11 protein-coding genes are annotated in these 16,634 nt (G+C 65.9%); 3 read left to right on the top strand and 8 right to left on the bottom strand.

The window, feature by feature from the left end; translation table 11 throughout:
• Window positions 1-133 precede the first annotated feature (133 nt).
• Window positions 134-1,465 carry a diguanylate cyclase domain-containing protein gene (locus tag AvAM_RS00210; RefSeq protein WP_137745359.1) on the top strand — a complete coding sequence of 444 codons (1,332 nt, stop codon included), beginning with the start codon at window positions 134-136 and terminating at the stop codon, window positions 1,463-1,465.
• Window positions 1,466-1,496: 31 nt separating this feature from the next.
• Here the strand turns inward: AvAM_RS00210 and AvAM_RS00205 are convergent, their stop codons facing one another.
• The 7 genes from AvAM_RS00205 to AvAM_RS00175 all read right to left on the bottom strand — a co-directional run bounded on the left by AvAM_RS00205 (window position 1,497) and on the right by AvAM_RS00175 (window position 10,871).
• Window positions 1,497-2,993, bottom strand: a complete 1,497-nt coding sequence (locus tag AvAM_RS00205; RefSeq protein ID WP_137745209.1) for an FAD-binding oxidoreductase — start codon at window positions 2,991-2,993, stop codon at window positions 1,497-1,499.
• 137 nt (window positions 2,994-3,130) lie between these two features.
• Window positions 3,131-4,918 (bottom strand): diguanylate cyclase, encoded by a 1,788-nt coding sequence (locus AvAM_RS00200; protein ID WP_137745208.1) that lies wholly within the window; start codon window positions 4,916-4,918, stop codon window positions 3,131-3,133.
• Window positions 4,915-6,699 carry a diguanylate cyclase gene (locus AvAM_RS00195; protein ID WP_137745207.1) on the bottom strand — a complete coding sequence of 595 codons (1,785 nt, stop codon included), beginning with the start codon at window positions 6,697-6,699 and terminating at the stop codon, window positions 4,915-4,917. Before AvAM_RS00195 ends, AvAM_RS00200 begins: the two co-directional genes overlap by 4 nt.
• A 20-nt stretch (window positions 6,700-6,719) precedes the next feature.
• Complete coding sequence (locus AvAM_RS00190) at window positions 6,720-8,192, bottom strand: oxygenase MpaB family protein (protein WP_137745206.1); 1,473 nt, start codon at window positions 8,190-8,192, stop codon at window positions 6,720-6,722.
• A complete protein-coding gene (locus AvAM_RS00185) occupies window positions 8,189-9,010 on the bottom strand; it encodes a carotenoid biosynthesis protein (protein WP_137745205.1) in 822 nt (273 codons plus the stop codon). The genes AvAM_RS00190 and AvAM_RS00185 overlap by 4 nt, the downstream gene beginning before the upstream one ends.
• 163 nt (window positions 9,011-9,173) lie before the next feature.
• Window positions 9,174-9,995: an alpha/beta fold hydrolase gene (locus AvAM_RS00180; protein ID WP_137745204.1), complete on the bottom strand. Its 822-nt coding sequence runs from the start codon at window positions 9,993-9,995 to the stop codon at window positions 9,174-9,176.
• 48 nt (window positions 9,996-10,043) lie between these two features.
• The gene (locus AvAM_RS00175; RefSeq protein WP_137745203.1) at window positions 10,044-10,871 is read right to left on the bottom strand and encodes a proteasome-type protease; all 828 of its coding nucleotides are present in this window, start codon (window positions 10,869-10,871) and stop codon (window positions 10,044-10,046) included.
• Window positions 10,872-11,119: 248 nt separating this feature from the next.
• On the opposite strand from AvAM_RS00175, the gene AvAM_RS00170 reads away from it, so the two are divergent.
• Window positions 11,120-12,334 carry a S9 family peptidase gene (locus AvAM_RS00170; protein WP_137745202.1) on the top strand — a complete coding sequence of 405 codons (1,215 nt, stop codon included), beginning with the start codon at window positions 11,120-11,122 and terminating at the stop codon, window positions 12,332-12,334.
• Window positions 12,335-12,370: 36 nt separating this feature from the next.
• Here the strand turns inward: AvAM_RS00170 and mutS are convergent, their stop codons facing one another.
• On the bottom strand, window positions 12,371-14,989 hold the full coding sequence (gene mutS, locus AvAM_RS00165; protein ID WP_137745201.1) for a DNA mismatch repair protein MutS: 2,619 nt from the start codon (window positions 14,987-14,989) through the stop codon (window positions 12,371-12,373).
• Between the two features lie 205 nt (window positions 14,990-15,194).
• Between mutS and AvAM_RS00160 the strand changes: the two genes are divergently transcribed.
• Window positions 15,195-16,634 (top strand): GGDEF domain-containing protein (locus AvAM_RS00160; protein ID WP_249367838.1); only part of this gene is annotated, 1,440 nt, incomplete at its 3' end.

Here is a 16,634-nt window from a genome sequence, read left to right as displayed (position 1 = left end):
TGTTACCGAAAGTGATAAGCTGCGGCAACCCACTGCCGCGCGTTGCAGGCCGCTGTCAGTGCCCCGGCGGCTGCGTGCCACCTGGGGCTGTAGTCTTCCTGTTGATGACCATGCCCCGATGGGCTTTCTCCGCATGATGCAAGACGAGCCAGAGTTGTCACTGCCTTCCGCTGCCGCGCGGAAGCAAACGTGGTCCAAGGCGGAGCTGCTGGACCTGATCTCCCGCAGTGCCGGAGCGACCATGGCGGTCATCGACCGCAGCCTGGCCATGATCTACGTCAACGAAGAATATGCGCGCTGGTTTGGCACAGCGCCGGAGCGCCTCGTAGGCAAGACGCTGGTGGAGGTGTATGGCGAGCAGGACTGTGCCCGCTTCATGCCTTTTGTGGAGCGCGTGCTGCGGGGCGAGCGGGTGCAGTACCAGCGCATGCTGCACACGCCCTACGGTTTTGACGAGTGGCGCACCATTTGTCTCACGCCCTGGCACAACAGCCAGGGTGAAATCGACGGCTTCATCACCACGGCGCTGGATGTGCACGAGCTGCAGGTGACCATGAACGCGCTGCGTGCCGCCAACCAGCGGCTGTCCTCCCACATGGAAAACAGCCCGTTGGCGGTGCTGGAAATGGACCACAAGCTGCAGCTGCTGCACTGTTCGCAGCGGGCGGTGCAGCTCATGGGTTGGCTGCATGTGGCGGGGCTGGAGGGGCGTCTGCTGACCGATCTGCTCGACCCGGCTTTCGTGGATGACAGCCTGCAGCTGGCCCTGTCGCGCCTGCAGTCGGGTGAAGAATCGCAGAACCGCGCCGAGACCAGCTTTGTGCGCGGCGACGGGACCGAGGTGCATTGCGAGTGGTTCAACTCGGCACTGACAGACGAGGACGGCCAGGTGACCTCCATCATGGCCCTGGTGCAGGATGTATCGGCCAAAATCCAGATTGCGCGCCAGCAGCACTATCTGGCCAACCACGATTCGCTGACCGGGCTGCTCAACCGCGCGGCGTTCCAGGGGCGTCTGGAGCAGTCCCTGCTGCAGGCCCGCCATAGCGCCGGGGCGGTGGCGCTGTTGTTCATCGATCTGGATGGCTTCAAGCGCGTGAACGATGCCGAGGGCCACCGCGCCGGGGACGAGGTGTTGCGCACCGTGGCCCAGCGCATCGCCAGCACGGTGCGCGCGGGCGACACCCTGGCGCGCCTGGGGGGCGATGAGTTTCTGGTCATGCTGGACCAGGAGGTCACGCGCGAAGTGATCGACACCATCGGTCACCGCATCATCGAGGCCCTGCACCAGCCCATGGCCGTGGACGGGCGCGAGCTGTCCATCGGCGCCAGCATTGGCGTGGCGATGTACCCCCCGATGGAGGGCGATATCGATGCCCTCATGAACCGCGCGGACCAGGCCATGTATGCGGCCAAGCGCGCGGGCAAGGGGCGGCTGCACTACGCGCAGCAGGCGGTGTCCTGAGCCAGGCCGGGCCTCTTCCGGCCTGGTGTGTTCATCCCTGGGGCAGCCGGATGCTCTGCTGGAAGTGGAAGAAGTTGGTCGGGTCGTGAGTGGCCTTGACCTGCTGCAGCCGGGGATAGGCAGGGCCCCAGTAAGCGTTCGCAAAATCTGCCAGGCGTGCGTCCGGGTAGTTCTGGTAGACATGCCCGTTCAGGAAGGGCTTCACAAGCTGCATGAAACCGTCCAGCCAGGCCTCCATCTGTGTGCGCTCTGCGTCGTTGGTCCAGAACACATCCACCACGAGGTCGGCATCCACATGGCGGTGGATGAAGGCGCTGTCGGCCACCGGATAGCGGTTGATGGCGCCACCATAGGGCTCCAGGTAAGCTAGGGACCAGGGGTTGGGCGACGTCTTGAAGTAATCGATGATGCGCTGCCAGTCGGCGGGCGACAGCGGGGTGCTGATGTAGCCGCTGGCCTTGGTCTCTGCCACGCCGTCCGGCAGGTTGTCGGGCAGGGTGTAGGGGTGGTCTTCGAGCCAGATGTTCATTTCGGGGTAGGTGCCGGTCTTGTCCACCAGCAGCTGGGCGCTGGGGATGGCGAGCAGGGGGGCAATGGCCTGCAGGCCGGCCTCGCGGGTGCCGCAGAACATGCCCTGCACCATGTACACCGGCACACCTTGCTGGTAGCCCAGGTTCATCATGTAGCCCAGCGCATCGGGGGCGCCGGTTTTCATGAAGCTCTTTTGCATCAGCGTGAGCACCTGGGCGGCATGGGCCTGGTCCCAGCTGATGGCCCAGGCCCACACCTGGTCGAGCCGGTGCATGCGGTAGGTGACCTGCAGCAGCACTCCGAAGTTGCCGCCCGTGCCGCCCCGCATCGCCCAGTAGAGGTCGGCGTGGTCCTGGGCGCTGGCGGTGATGATGGTGCCGTTGGCCAGTGCCACTCGGAACGACTCCACCAGGTCGCTCTGGATGCCAAAGGCCCGCGAGGTGTAGCCATAGCCGCCGCCCTGTACAAACCCGCCCACGCACACGCTGCCGCAGGCCCCGGTGGGCACATGCCAGCCGGTGTGGTTCATGGCGCCATTGAAATGGTCAAAGTCGGTACCCGGCAGCACATGCACCCGTTCGCGTGCCGGGTCCAGTACCACGCCTTGCATGTCGCTCAAGTCCACCACCATGCCGCTGTTGACGGAATACCCCGCTGTGCTGTGCCCCCCGCAGCGCACGGCCACCCACACCTTGTAGGCGCGGGCCACGGCCAGACACTCCAGCACGTCGTTCTCGCAGGCGCAGTACACGATGATCTCGGGATAGGCCTGGAAGGCGGGGTTGGACTCTTGCCGTGCCTCGTTGTAGTCGGGGCTGGAGGGCAGCACGATGCGGCCCACCAGCCGGGCTTCCAGCGCGGCAATGGCGTCCCAGGCAAGCGCCGGGCCGGGGGCGGCCGCTGCATTCAGGGCGGCGGCCTGTGGGGCCGCCAGCGAGCGGAAATACGCAACACGCGCGTCTTTGGCAATGCGGGCAGGGCTTTTGCGATGGGCCATGGCGAACGATCCTCCGTGAAAAGACGAAGTCCCGTGTGTAATGGATCAGCGCCGGATTGAACAGCCGCAAATGGCCCGCGTTGCTTTTTGGGGCCGTGCCGTATGTGGCCGACAGCCTGCTGCGGGTCTCGTCTTGGTCAGGTGGATGACAGTGCCAGGTCGCCCGTGTTGCGCCGCAGGCAGAACTTGCCGCCCTGCTTGCCGCTGTACATGGCGGCATCGGCCAGCTTGAGCAGGCCGATGGCATCGTTGCCGTCGTGGGGGGCAATCGCATAGCCAATGGTCAGCCCCACTTCCACCCGCACGTTCTGCAGCGAGAACGGTGCGCGGAACGCATCCAGCAGTTTGTGGCCCAGCTCCTGCGCCTGCTGCAGGCTGTGCAGCTGCCCAGCCATCACCACGAACTCATCCCCGCCCAGGCGCGCCACCAGGTCGCTCTGGCGCACATGGCCCTGCAGGCGCCGGGTCACCGCAATCAGCAGCTCGTCGCCCACATCGTGTCCATGCTGGTCATTGACGGGCTTGAAGCCGTCCAGGTCCATCACATACACCGCGAGCATCCGCTCTGGGCTGCAGCGTGAGAGCGCCGATGCCAGCGCGATGTTGAGCCCGCGCCGGTTGGGCAGGCCAGTCAGCGGATCGGTGTGCGCCAGCGAGCGCATCACGTCGCGCTCGCGGTTGGCATCCAGCGCCTCCAGCCGCAGGGCCTTGGTGCGCAGACCCAGCACCCGCATGAAGAGCAGCATGTCCAGCGTGGCGCCGAACTGGAAGGAGTGCATGGTCCAGAAATTCACGGGCACCCGGCCATTGATCACGCCGATGACGACGGCCGTGGCCACAAAGTAAACCAGCCAGGCCAGCAGCAGGCTGGTGCCCACTCCGTCGCCCCGGATGGCGCGGCGCGCGGCGCCCGGGATGCCCATGAGTGCCGGGACCAGGCCCAGGATGCTCACGATGGCTGCGATGGCGCGGGTGGAGATCACATCCAGCCCATAGGCCACAGCCAGCAGCACACACAACACGGCACCGGCCCGCATGAAACGCATGAAACGGCTGCTGGATCCGGGCTCTGCCAGGGCCTGCCCGATGAAGAGGAACGAGCCACAGGTGGCGAGCAAGGCCGACATCCCCCCCATGTGGACTTCGAACCAGAGACTGTCGCTCCAGAGGAATTGCCGCCCCACCCCAAACAGATGCATCGAGAACAGCAGGCTGCCAGACGTCAGCAGTGCGTAGTAGATGAAAAGAGGGTCGCGCAGGCTCAGCCATTGGCCCAGGCTGTACACCAGCAGGCACAGGGCCAGCCCGGTCAACACCCCCTGCAGCATTTGTTCGTTGACAGCCTTGCTGAGCATGGCTGCCGGTTTGTAGAACGAGATCGGCAGGATCATGGCCCCCCGGGTCTGGACGCGCACCAGCAACTCGTACTGCAGCCCGGACATCAGGTTCAGCGGGATGGCGTGGGAGCGGCTTTGCAAGGGGCGCTGCGTATAAGGGTGCAGGCTGCCCAGGGTGGCTTGCTGGACCAGGTACCCGCTGGTCGTGAGGTAAATGTCGATGTGGTTCAGGTCGGAGTGGTTGATGTCCAGAATCCACTGGGCGTCAGAGGTGGAGGCCACCTCGAACGGGATGCGCAGCCAGACTGCGTCGGGCCGCACGCCCAGCGTGGCGCCCACGCTGGATGGAGGGGTGAACTTGTCGGCCAGCGGCAGCACATCCCGCACAGAAAGCTGGCGGCTGGGGTCGCTCAGCAGCTTGACGGAGGGCCAGGCGTCGATGGCACGCTTTTCATCGTTGAGCTGCAAGACGGGGCTGTTGGCCCATGCGCCGGTGCAGGCCAGCAGCACCCACAGCAGCGCCAGCCAGAGGGTGTGCTGCAGCCGCAGCCAGGGCCGGTTCGGCATGGGGCGAAGGGCTCGTGTCATGGTGCCAGCGCCAACGTGCCAGTGTTGCGCCGGATCGAGCGCTTGCCCCCCTGCTTGCCCGCGTACATGGCGGCGTCGGCCAGGCGGATCAGCCCCTGGGGGTCGTTGCTGTCCAGGGGGGCCAGGGCGTAACCGATGGTCAAGCCCACTTTCAAGCGCAGATTGCCCAGGCAAAACGGCTGATCGACGGCTTGCAACAATGCACGGCCCAGATCCTCTGCCTGCTGTGGCGTTTCGAGGTGGCAGGCCATGATGATGAACTCGTCACCCCCCAACCGTGCGACCAGATCGGTCTGCTGGCGGACGCTGGCTTGCAGCCGCTGGCCCACGGCCACCAGCAGTTCGTCGCCCACATCGTGGCCGTGAGAGTCATTGACGGGCTTGAAACCGTCCAGATCCATGAGGTACAACGCGACCAGACGCTGTGGCGAACAGTGGGCCAGTGCGGTGTGCAGGGCATGCTGAAGGCCGCGCCGGTTGCTCAGGCCTGTGAGCGGATCGGTGTTGGCCAGGGATTGCATCAGGTCGCGCTCACGCATGGCCTCTTGCGCCTGTGCCTTGGCGGCCTGGGCGCGCAGGCCCAGCACGCGGAAGAACAGCAGCATGTCCAGCGTGGCGCCGAACTGGAACGAGTGCAGCGTCCAGAAGTTCGCGGGCACCCAGCCCTGTACCAGGCACACCATCACGCCAGCGGCCACGCCAAAAGCGATCCAGGCCAACAGCAGCGTCATGCCGATCGGGTCTTTTTGTCGTACGCGCGCGATGGCGGCGGGCAAGCTGATGATGGATGGCAGGGGGCCCGCCAGGCTCATGAATGCGATGGCGATGGGTACGCTCAGCCAACCGAGCAGCAAGGCACCGCACACCGCCGAAGTGATGGCTGCGCCCGCGCGCATGGTGCGTGCATAGCGGCTTTTTTGCGTGCTGTCGGCCAGCATATGCCCCAGGAAGAGAAACGAGCCGACCAGGGCCATCAGCCCCGCCGCCGGGCCAGAATACCGATTCATCCACGGGTTGTCAGGCCACAGATATTGAGGGCCAATGCCAAAAAACTGCATCGAAAAGCCCATACTGCCCAGCACCACCAGCGCATAAAAGGCGAACATGCGGTCTCGCTGCGTGACCCACTGGATAAGGCTGTAGGCCAGCAGGCACAAAGCCAGCCCATTGAGCAGGCCCTGCAACAGCTGCTCGCTCAGGGACTGGTGCAGGTAGACGGGCATTTCGCTGACCGTAATGGGCAGGATCAGCGGACCGGTGGCCTGCACCCGTATGAGCAAGTCATAAGGTTGCCCGGGCTGCAGGTCCAACACCATGGCTGGCGTGCGGCTGGACAGTTGTGTCTGGTTGCCTTCCTTTTTGCGGGCCTGCTGGAGCACCTTGCCATCGCGGGCGAGGTAAAGCTCCGCCTGCAGCGAGCTGTAGCCGATGTTGACGACCCAGGGGGTGCGCGGCGCCTCGGGCGCAATGATGGGGATGTGCAGCCACATCGCTGCCTTGTGCACGCCTATGGACCCACCCCGCTGGGCGGGCGTATCGAACGCCCGCAACTGGCCCAGCATGTCCTGCACCGAGAGCTGGTAGGTCGGGTCTGCCTTGAGCGTGACGGCCTCCCAGGCATCCACCTGGGGTCGGTCAGGCGTCAGCACCAAGGGGGAGGCTGCCTGCACGCCCAGGGGCAGCACCATGGGCACGATCACCCACAGCAGGGTGGCCGCAACGCCGCGACGCGCGTGCCAATGCCGGGCCAGCATCAGGAGGGCGCAGAGCAGCGGGTACATCGGCGTGGAAACAACTACGGCTAGGCGGGTTGCTGCGCCTCTGCGGAGCGCGCAGTCTGCGCCGTGCGAGCCAGCCCCGGGCTCCAGCTGCCATGCGTGGTCAACCGGTCTTCGATCCGGTTGATCCAGTCGGGTGCGTGGGGGTCATCGCTCCAGCTGTGCACCACCTCGTCCACCTGGTTGAGCAGTTCGGTGGGCAGTTGCAGGGGGCGGGTCTGGCTCATCAGCACACGGCTCATGAAGTGGTAACCCAGGATGCGGGTGAGGGTTCGCACAAGGGAAAAACGTGGCAACACCATCCGCAGCAGCGTATCAAGGGCCCGTGCGAGCAGCAACACCCCCCAGAACAGCAGTGCAGACGGCCAGGGCACCGGCTGGGTCAGGCCCAGGTCGTTGGCGGTGTCGCGCCCGCACAGGTAGCGGGTCATGAGTTCGGGGAAGGGCTTCACAATGCTCCAGGGCAGTGATTTCTCCATGGTCTGCATCAAGGCCCGGCCCAGGGCGGGGCGAGGGTCTGGCTGCACTGGTTCTGCGCGGCCCCGCGCCTGCATGCGGGCCATCAGGGCCTGGCCCTGGTCCATGGTGTCCACCATCAGGGCGCGGTCGATGCCCAGGATGTGGCCCACCACGTTCCAGGCATGCAGGTAGGCCTCTTCTTCGGCCGGGCGCAAACCGATGCCCAGGCGGCGCAGGCTGCGCAGGAACACGTAGCCAAAGGTAAGCAAGGTGTAGGCCAGCTCCTCCTGGTTGCAGGGCAGGCCGTCGCCTTTCAGGTTCCAGCCGCGTGCGTACAGCGTCTTGAACATGGCCTGGCGCCCGCCCCCGGTGGGCAGGGCCTGGGGGGGCACATGTCCGCTGCCGCCGGCCACCAACTGCTTCACTGCACTTTGCGGGCTGCCGTGCAGGATCAGGTTGCGGATGGTGGCGTGGATCAGCCGCACCTTGAGCACCTGCGCCACGCCTGCGCCGCGCTGGCTCAGGCCGCCATGCATCATCACCGGGAAGATCATCGCCGCCGTGGAGCGGATGCGGTACTCGGCGTTCTGCTCCAGCTGGCCCGAGGTGTGCAGCACGCTGGAGAGATCGGGAATCACATAACACTCGGGCAGGCTGGCGCAGAACAGCAGGATGCACGACAGTGCCCCGTGCTCCATGAAGAGCTTCTCGGCGCGTTCGATCTTTTTCGCATCGGCCCAGGACGGCAGCACCTGGGCGGTCTGCACGTAGTGGTTCAGCGCCTTGGACATGGCGGCGTCCACACCGTCACCCTGGGCGGTCCAGCCCACCAGGCTCTTGTTGTCCGTCCACTCCCCGAACAGGCGGTTCACGGTGTCGATGCGTGCCCATTGCGGGGCGTCCACCGCGACATCCCCTGCGGGCCAGTCGCCCAGGATGTCGGCGATGGTCTGGTCGGCCAGCGGGTCGGCGTGGTGCTCCATGCCCGCCAGCGTGGCGTCTGAAATGGGGTGCGTGTGCAATGTGTTCTGGCTCATACGGGGGCCTTGGCGGGTGCAACCCAGCGCTGGTAGCCCGCCAGCGCGCACAACAGGGGGATGCCCATCGCAAAGGGGGCAATCGAGCGGATTTCCACGGGGTTGCCCAGAATCATCTGAAACACCATGTTGCTCCCATACAGTGCAAGCGGTACCAGCGCATGGTGGCGCAAAAACGGGCTGCTGGGTTGCATCGCCAGGGTGCGGACCGACATGCGAAAGCCCAGAAGGATCACAAAAGAGACAAACACCCAGCCAAAAAAGCCCTGCACCGTCTCGCCAAACCAGGCGCCATCGGTTTTGGTCATGATCCAGGCTTTGAGGGTGTACACCATGTAAGGGTCTGCGCCCAGGTCAAATGCGGTGACGATCATCGCCGCCAGAAATGACAGCATGACGGTATTGCCCAGGCCCCGTGCGCCGTCCACCGGGCTTTGCCAGACGATCAGGTTGGCAATCACATACCCTGCATAGGTCAGCGCAAACCACATCAGGGGGATCACCAGGGGCACATCGCCCAGGCGGGGGCCGAGCACATCGGTGTAGGTGTAGTGGCCAAAGAACCAGCCGTGCGACGAGCCCATCTGCTCGGCAAACCAGCCAAAGCTCACGGCGATCAGCACAAACTGCAGCGCGGGACGCGCACCCAGCAAATGGGTGGCGCTGGCCCAGCAGCAGGCAAACATCACCACCGAGGCAATCACCAGGGCGATGGTGGTGTCGTTGTGGGTGCGAAACGCGAGGATGACCAGGTAGATCGCCAGGAGCACGTAGCTCAGCGCGGGCAGGCGCGAGGCGAAGTAGGGCTGTGCAGGCATGTCGGCTGTATCACGCTGTAACAATTCCACCAGTGTAGGGGATTGCCCAGACCGCCGTGCTCCCTGTTTGCCCTGATCAAAGGCAGTCTCAGCAGCGCTGTTTGGGGCGCTGCACCAGGGGTTTTGGTGCTATAGGAGGGCCCGCAGGCAGCGGGCCCGGGGCTCAAGCCTGTGCGGGGGTGAGCGAGGCCAGGTTCAGCAGCGCGGCCTCGATGGCCGCCGCCGTGGCCTGCGGCTGCTCCATGGGGAACAGGTGGCTGCCGTCCAGCATCATGGTGCGGCCCTCGGTGATGCGCAGCGTCATGGCCATGCCCACCTGCTTCATCTCTTCGGAGTCACGCCCGCCGATGAAGGCGGCCGGGCACTGCAGCGGGTGGGCGCTGAGCAGGCGGCCCAGGTTGTGGGGCAGGGTGTTGTAGATGGCGGTTTCCACCGCACGGTCAAAGCCCAGCACGCGTTTGCCGTCCTGGTCCTGCAGGCCGTGGGTGATGTAGTCCTGTAACACCTCGGGGTGCCAGCGGGCAAATGCCTTCTTCTTGCGAAAATGCTCCAGGGCCTCTTCGTCGCTGGCCCAGCTGAAGCGGCGCTGGCGGCTCACCCGCCCCGGCGAGATGGAGCCCACCACCTGGGCCCGCTTGGCCACACCGACCACGTTGGCCTTCCAGCCGCCGATCAGCGGCGAGTCGATCAGCAGCACGCCGCGCACCAATTCCGGGTGGCGGGCCGCCGCCATCACGCTCAGAAAACCGCCCAGCGAATGCCCCACCAGAAACACCGGTTGCCCCAGCCGCTCTACCTGGGCGGTCGCAAAGTCGGCCAGGTGCTGCACCAGATGGGGCCAGTTGTTGGTCACCGGGTACTGCGGGTCATGGCCATAGCGCTCCACCGCGCTGATCTGGAAACCACGGGCCTTGAGCAGCTTGAACAGCAGGCGGTAGGTGCCCGCTGGAAAGCTGTTGGCGTGCGAAAAAACGATGGGGAGCATGGGCAAAAGGCGTACCGGCAGGGCAAGGGGCAGGGCGGCCCGAAAGGCTTAGATGAGCCGGTCGGTGTGGGTCGTGATCTTCTTGAGCGGCTTGCTGCGCGCGGGACTCACCATGATTGGCACCTCGGTGGCACCGCCGCTCCAGGCCGGGTCCTCGATGCTGTCGAACACCTGGCGCAGTTTCTGGCCCCAGCTGTCGTGCAGCATGCGGAAGTAGGGGTTGTTCTCGTCGATGCAGACCACCTTGTCGGTGGCAAAGCGGTCGGCCTCGTAGACCACCAGGTCCAGGGGCAGGCCCACCGACAGGTTGGACTTGAGCGTGCTGTCCATGGACACCAGCGCACATTTGGCGGCCTCGTCCAGCGGGGTCTCGGGCGTGAGCACGCGGTCGAGCACCGGCTTGCCGTATTTGGACTCGCCCACCTGGAAGTACGGCGTCTCGGACGTGGCCTCGATGAAGTTGCCCGCCGAGTAGACCTGGAACAGGCGCATGCCCTCGCCCTTGATCTGGCCGCCAAACACCATGGACACATTGAAGTCCACGCCCGAGCGCTTGAGCGCAGCGCCGTCGCGTTCATGCACGTGGCGCACGGCAGCGCCCAGCACGCGGGCGGCATCGAACATGCTCTTGGCGTTCCAGATCGTGATGGCCTCGCCCGACTCGCCGTCCTTGATCTGCTCGTTCTGGAGGATTTCGCGCACCGATTGCGAAATAGACAGATTGCCCGCCGACAGCAGCACCATGAAGCGGTCACCCGCCTTTTCATAGACCATCATCTTGCGGAACGAGCTGATCTGGTCCAGGCCTGCATTGGTGCGGGAATCGGACAGGAAAACCAGCCCGGCGTTGAGTTTGATGGCGACGCAGTACGTCATGAACAGGAATGGGTCCGTGGTGTGGGGAACCCGCAAGTTTAGTCGTGCGCGTGCCTCACCCCCTGATGGGCGGGCTGCCACGCGCCCGGCTGTAGACTTGTTTGTTATTAATTTGATAGCAAACTTTGCTTGATGGTCGCGCGGTGACGGCAATTTTGGCCATGATTCAGGGGCCAAACCGCGCCGCTCCGGCGCGTTGGGGCCCGCCGCCCTATCATCCGGCGCTGGACTTTCTGGTGGGGTGGACCATGTGGATTGTGGGGAAGCTGGCGGGCAACCGCCGTGTGTGCGCCGCCGCGCTGGGGGCGTGCCTGGCGTTGGGGCTTGCGGGCTGCGGGGGCGGTAGCAGCACCCCGGCCGATGGGGGCTCGCCCACCGTGCCGCCCATCCTGCCCGAGCGCTCGGGGCGGCTGGAGTCCGCCCGCCTGCTCGGGGCCATCCCGGCCAGCGAGATCGCGGCCGCCCTTGCCGCCAAGGAGTCGCTGGCCCAGGACGTGGTGCCGCGCTACGGCGTCACCTCCTACCGGCTCGAATACCTCACCGCCGATGCCGATGGCCGCGAGGTGCGCGCCTCGGGCCTGGTGAGCGTGCCCATCAAGGCTGCAGGCGCCAAAAGCCCGGTGCTGAGCTACCAGCACGGCACCCTCTTCAAAGATGCCGAGGCCCCTGGCAACAACGCCGTGGCGTCGGAAGTGGCCGTGGTGCTGGCCTCGCTGGGCTACATCGTGCTCGCGCCCGACTATGTGGGCTTTGGTGCCTCCAAGGGCACGCCCCACCCCTACCTGCTGGCAGGCCCATCGGCAGCCGCCACGGTCGATTTTCTGACCGCTGCCCGCACCTGGCGCAACCAGACCGGTGTAGCGGACAACGGGCAGCTTTTCCTCACGGGCTACTCGGAAGGCGGCTACGTGACCATGGCCGCGCACCGCGCGCTGCAGGCCAGCGGCTCGCCCCACCTGCAGCAGCTGCGCATGGTGGTGCCCGGCGCCGGGCCCTACAACGTGCAGGCCACCATGGATGGGCTGGTGGACCTGGTGCGGCAAGAACAGCCGGTGATTGGCGCCCTGATCAACCCCGGCTTCCTGCGCTACCTGGGCGGCAGCGTGCAGCGCGAGGTACGCCGCCTGCTGCTGCGCGCACTCATTCCGGGCGATGCCGACGTGGCCTATGACACGCACTTCATCGACCGTTTTTTGGCGGACGATGTGCGCGCCCTGGAGGAGATCAGCAACGTCTACGACTGGAAGCCCCAGCTGCCCGTGCGCCTGTACCACGGTCGCGACGACCGCACGGTGCCCTATGCCAGCTCCGCCGCCACGGTCCGCGCCATGCAGGATCGGGGCGCAGGCGACCTGGTCAGCCTGACCGACTGCCGCGCTCAGCCCGCCGGGCACCTGCCATGTGTGCCACCGTTCATCACCTTCATGCTGGGGCAGCTGGCGCCGGTGGCGCAGGATCTGTAGGTTGGAGCGGTTTCCGCTGCGGGTGCTGTGGGCGCATCAGCCCACCAGCCGCTTGAGCTGGTACAGCGCATCCAGCGCTTCGCGCGGGCTCAGCGCATCGGGGTTGATGCCTGCCAGCGCTGCCTCGACCGGGCTGGCGCCGACACTCTCGGGCACCTCGGGGGCGGCGAACAGGTCCACCTGCAGTTCGTCTTCACCCGCGCGCTCTTCCAGCGCAGCCAGCGCATGGCGTGCGTGGTGCAGCACGGGCGATGGCATGCCCGCCAGCTTGGCCACCTGAATCCCGTAGCTGCGGCTGGCCGGGCCGGGCTGGATCTCGTGCAGGAACACGATGTCTGCGCCGCTTTCGGTGGCACTCACATGCATGTTGATCGCGTGGCGCGCCTTGGCGGGCAGCTCGGTCAGCTCGAAGTAGTGCGTGGCAAACAGCGTGAAGGCGCGGGTCTTGTCATGCAAGTGGGTGGCAATGCCGCTGGCCAGCGCCAGGCCGTCGAACGTGCTGGTGCCCCGGCCGATCTCGTCCATCAGCACCAGGCTGTGCGGCGTGGCGGCGTGCAATATTTGCGCGGCCTCGGTCATCTCCAGCATGAAGGTGGACTGCGCGTTCGCCAGGTCGTCCGCCGCGCCGATGCGGGTGTGGATGGCGTCGATGGGCCCCAGGCGGCAACTGGCCGCAGGCACATGGCTGCCCACACTGGCCAGCAGCACGATCAGCGCCACCTGCCGCATGTAGGTCGATTTACCGCCCATGTTGGGGCCGGTGATGACCTGCATGCGCGTGTTGGCGTTCAGGCGCGTGTGGTTGGCGATGAAGCTGCCGCTCGATGTCTCGGCCAGGCGGGCTTCGACCACGGGGTGGCGACCACCCTCGATCTCGATGCAGGGCTCGGGCACGAACTGGGGCGCGCACCAGTTGAGGGTGAGGGAGCGCTCGGCCAGCGTGCACAGCACATCCAGCGTGGCCAGCGCCTGCGCCAGGCGGGTGAGGGCGGGCACGTGGGGCTGGAGCTGGTCGAGGATCTGCTCATACAGCCACTTCTCGCGCGCCAGCGCACGTTCGTTGGCCGACAGGGCCTTGTCTTCAAACGCCTTGAGTTCGGGCGTGATGAAGCGCTCTGCGTTCTTCAGCGTCTGGCGGCGGCGGTAGTCGTCGGGCACGCGGTCGAGGTGGCTGCCGGTCACTTCAATGTAGAAGCCGTGCACCTTGTTGAACTGCACGCGCAGGTTGGGGATGCCGGTGCGGGCTTTTTCGCGCGTTTCCAGCTCCAGCAGGAAGTCGTCGCAATTGGTCTGGATGGCGCGCAGCTCGTCCAGCTCGGTGTCGAAGCCGTTGGCGATCACGCCGCCGTCGCGCACCAGGGCGGCGGGCTCTTCGGCAATGGCGGCCTGCAGCAGCGCCGTGCAGCCTTCGGGCGGTTGAAGATGGCCGAAAATTTGAACCAAAAAGGGCTCTGGCGCCTGTCCATTAAGCGCTAGTAGCTCTGCTTTTTGTAGCGTCTTGCCCAGGCCCACGAGTTCACGCGGGCGCACCTGGCGCAGCGCGATGCGCGCGGTGATGCGTTCCACATCGCTCACGCCCTTGAGTTCGCCGCGCAGCGTGGCCCAGGGGCCGGAGCCGCCACCTGCGCCGCCCGCACCCCGCAAGGCGGTGGTTGCCGACAGGCGCTGGCGCGCCTCGGCGCGGTCGCGCTGGGGTTCCAGCAGCCAGGTTTTGAGCAGGCGGCTGCCCATGCCGGTCATGCAGGTGTCGAGCAGCGAGAACAGCGTGGGCGCATCGTCCCCGCGCAGGGTCTTCACCAGCTCCAGGTTGCGCCGCGTGGTGGCGGGCAGGTCGATGAGGTCGTCGTTGCGCTGCACCTGCACGCTGTGCACATGGGTGAGCGTGCGGCCTTGCGTGTGTTCGGCGTAGGTCAGCAGCCCGGCGGCGGCGGCGTGGGCCTCACCCAGGTCTTGCGCGCCCCAGGCCTGCAGGCTGGCGGCGCCCAGGTTTTCGAGCAGCTTGCGCTCGCCCAAGGCGCTGTCAAACTGCCAGTCGGGCCGCAGGCTCATGGGGCAGGTGAAGGCGCCACCCTGGCGCAACGCCTGCAGTTGTTGCTCAAAGCGCTCGGTCACGCCTGCGCTGTAGATCAGCTCGCTGGGTGCCACGCGCGCCAGCCAGGCGCCCAGTTCGTCATGCGCACATTCGGCCAGGAAGACACGGCCCTGCGTCACGCTCAACCACGCCATGCCGCAGCGCGCGCGGGGCGCCTGGTGCACGGCCATCAGCAGCGATTCGGATTTGTCGGACAGCAGCTCGGTGTCGGTCAGCGTGCCGGGCGTGACCACGCGCACCACCTTGCGCTCCACTGGGCCCTTGCTCGCGCCCACTTCGCCCACCTGCTCGGCAATCGCCACCGACTCGCCCATCTTGATCAGGCGCGCGAGGTAGTTCTCCAGCGCGTGGAAGGGCACGCCCGCCATCATCACCGGTTGCCCGCCCGACTGGCCGCGCTGCGTGAGCGTGATGTCGAGCAGGCGCGCGGCCTTTTCGGCGTCTTGCCAGAAGACTTCGTAGAAGTCGCCCATGCGGTAGAACAGAAGCGTCTCCGGGTACCCGGCCTTGAGGGCCAGGTACTGTTGCATCATGGGGGTGTGGTGTTCGAGCGTGTCGGACATGCTGGGGGGGGCGCCGGGAAATGAGGCGTGGACTGTAGCAGTTCGCCCATGGGGTTTCCCCTCAATGATTTGCCACAGGTTTTGTTGCTTTGTTACGTTTGGACATACTCTTGGCTGTATGCTGGCAGTTTGGCTTTGACCGCAGGCGCCGTCCGTTGCGAGGGCGCTTTTCCCAACCCCAGGATTCGAAGGTTTCAGAGCGACCGTGATTTCGTCCGAACTGTTGACCGACCTTCTCGCCCCCGTGGGCGACGGCCTCATCGAGCCCATGGCGCAGGCACGCCTGCAGGCGCTGGTGGATGCGGTGCCGGTGGCGTTGATGGAGTTCCGGCTGCAGAACGGCCGGTTGATGCTGCTGGCTGCCAACGCAGCAGCCCGCCGCATGCCGGGTCTGGGGGCTGTGCGTGAACCTGGTGCGGACGCCAGCGAGGTGTTTGATCTTCTGGCCAGTACCCCCTTGTTGGATCAGTTGTACGGGGTGGTGCGTGTGGGAGCGCCGCTGGAGTGCCGACAGGTGGTGCGCGAGCCCGGTCGGTTGCTGCTGGCGTGGGATCTGTCGGTGCGCCGGGTCACCAGTGATTGCATCATGGTCACGGTGCGTGATGCCTCCGAGGCGGAGACTTTGCGCACTGCGCTGGCTGCGTCCGAGCGCGCGCTCGAAGAGGTCCGTCGCGAACTGCGCGAGCAGACCGAAGTCTTCAACACCATGGAGAGCCTGGCCCGTACGGGCCACTGGCGCCGCATCGAAGACCCGGGCGAAACCGTGCTGCTCTGGTCGCCGGGTCTGTGCGAGATTGCCGGTTTTGAACAACAGGAGTGGGTAGACCCCGAGCGCGCCGTGAGCGGCATCCTCCCTGAGGACCGGCATGTGTTCGACAAGGCCCGCATGCAGGGCGCGGGGCTGGATGTGGAGTACCGCTGGCGCCGGCCCGATGGCGAAGTGCGGTGGATGCGGTCTCGGGTGCAGCGCACGCTGCCTCGCGATGGGGTGCAGGTGGTGATGGGCGTGGTGCAGGACGTGACGGACGAGCACCGTGCGGCCGAGCAGCTGCGCGAACAGCTGCTGTTCATCCAGCGCATTGCCAGCCGCATTCCGGGCTTCATCTACGAATACCGCCTGCATTCCGATGGCAGCACCAGCGTGCAGTACATCAGCGATGCGGTGCGCGAATTCATGGGTGTGGAGCCACACGAGGTGACCACCGACCACGGTGTGCTCATGCACCGGGTGGTGCCCGAAGACCTGCCGCAGGTACAACGCTCGGCCATGATGTCGGTGCGCAAGCTGGTGCCCTGGCAGTGCGAATACCGCGTGCGCATGAACGATGGCAGCGTGCGCTGGCACATGACCAACGCCGTTCCCCACCGCGAGGCCGATGGCTCGGTGGTGTCGCATGGTTTCACCATGGACATCACCGACCGCAAGCTGGCCGAACAAGAAATCGAGCGCCTGGCGTTCTACGACGCGCTCACGGGCCTGCCCAACCGCCGCCTGCTGCTCGATCGCCTGCAACGCTCCATCGCCGCCTGCCAGCGCACCAGAAACCTCGGCGCCCTGCTGTTCATCGACCTCGACAACTTCAAGGATCTGAACGACACCCTGGGCCACGACATGGGCGACCAGCTTTTGTCGCAAGTGGCCGCC

Origin of the sequence: Acidovorax sp. NB1, assembly GCF_005405905.1 — a bacterium.
In the GTDB taxonomy this organism is placed as follows: Bacteria; Pseudomonadota; Gammaproteobacteria; order Burkholderiales; family Burkholderiaceae_C; genus Acidovorax.
This window is presented reverse-complemented; position numbering and strand designations above follow the sequence as displayed.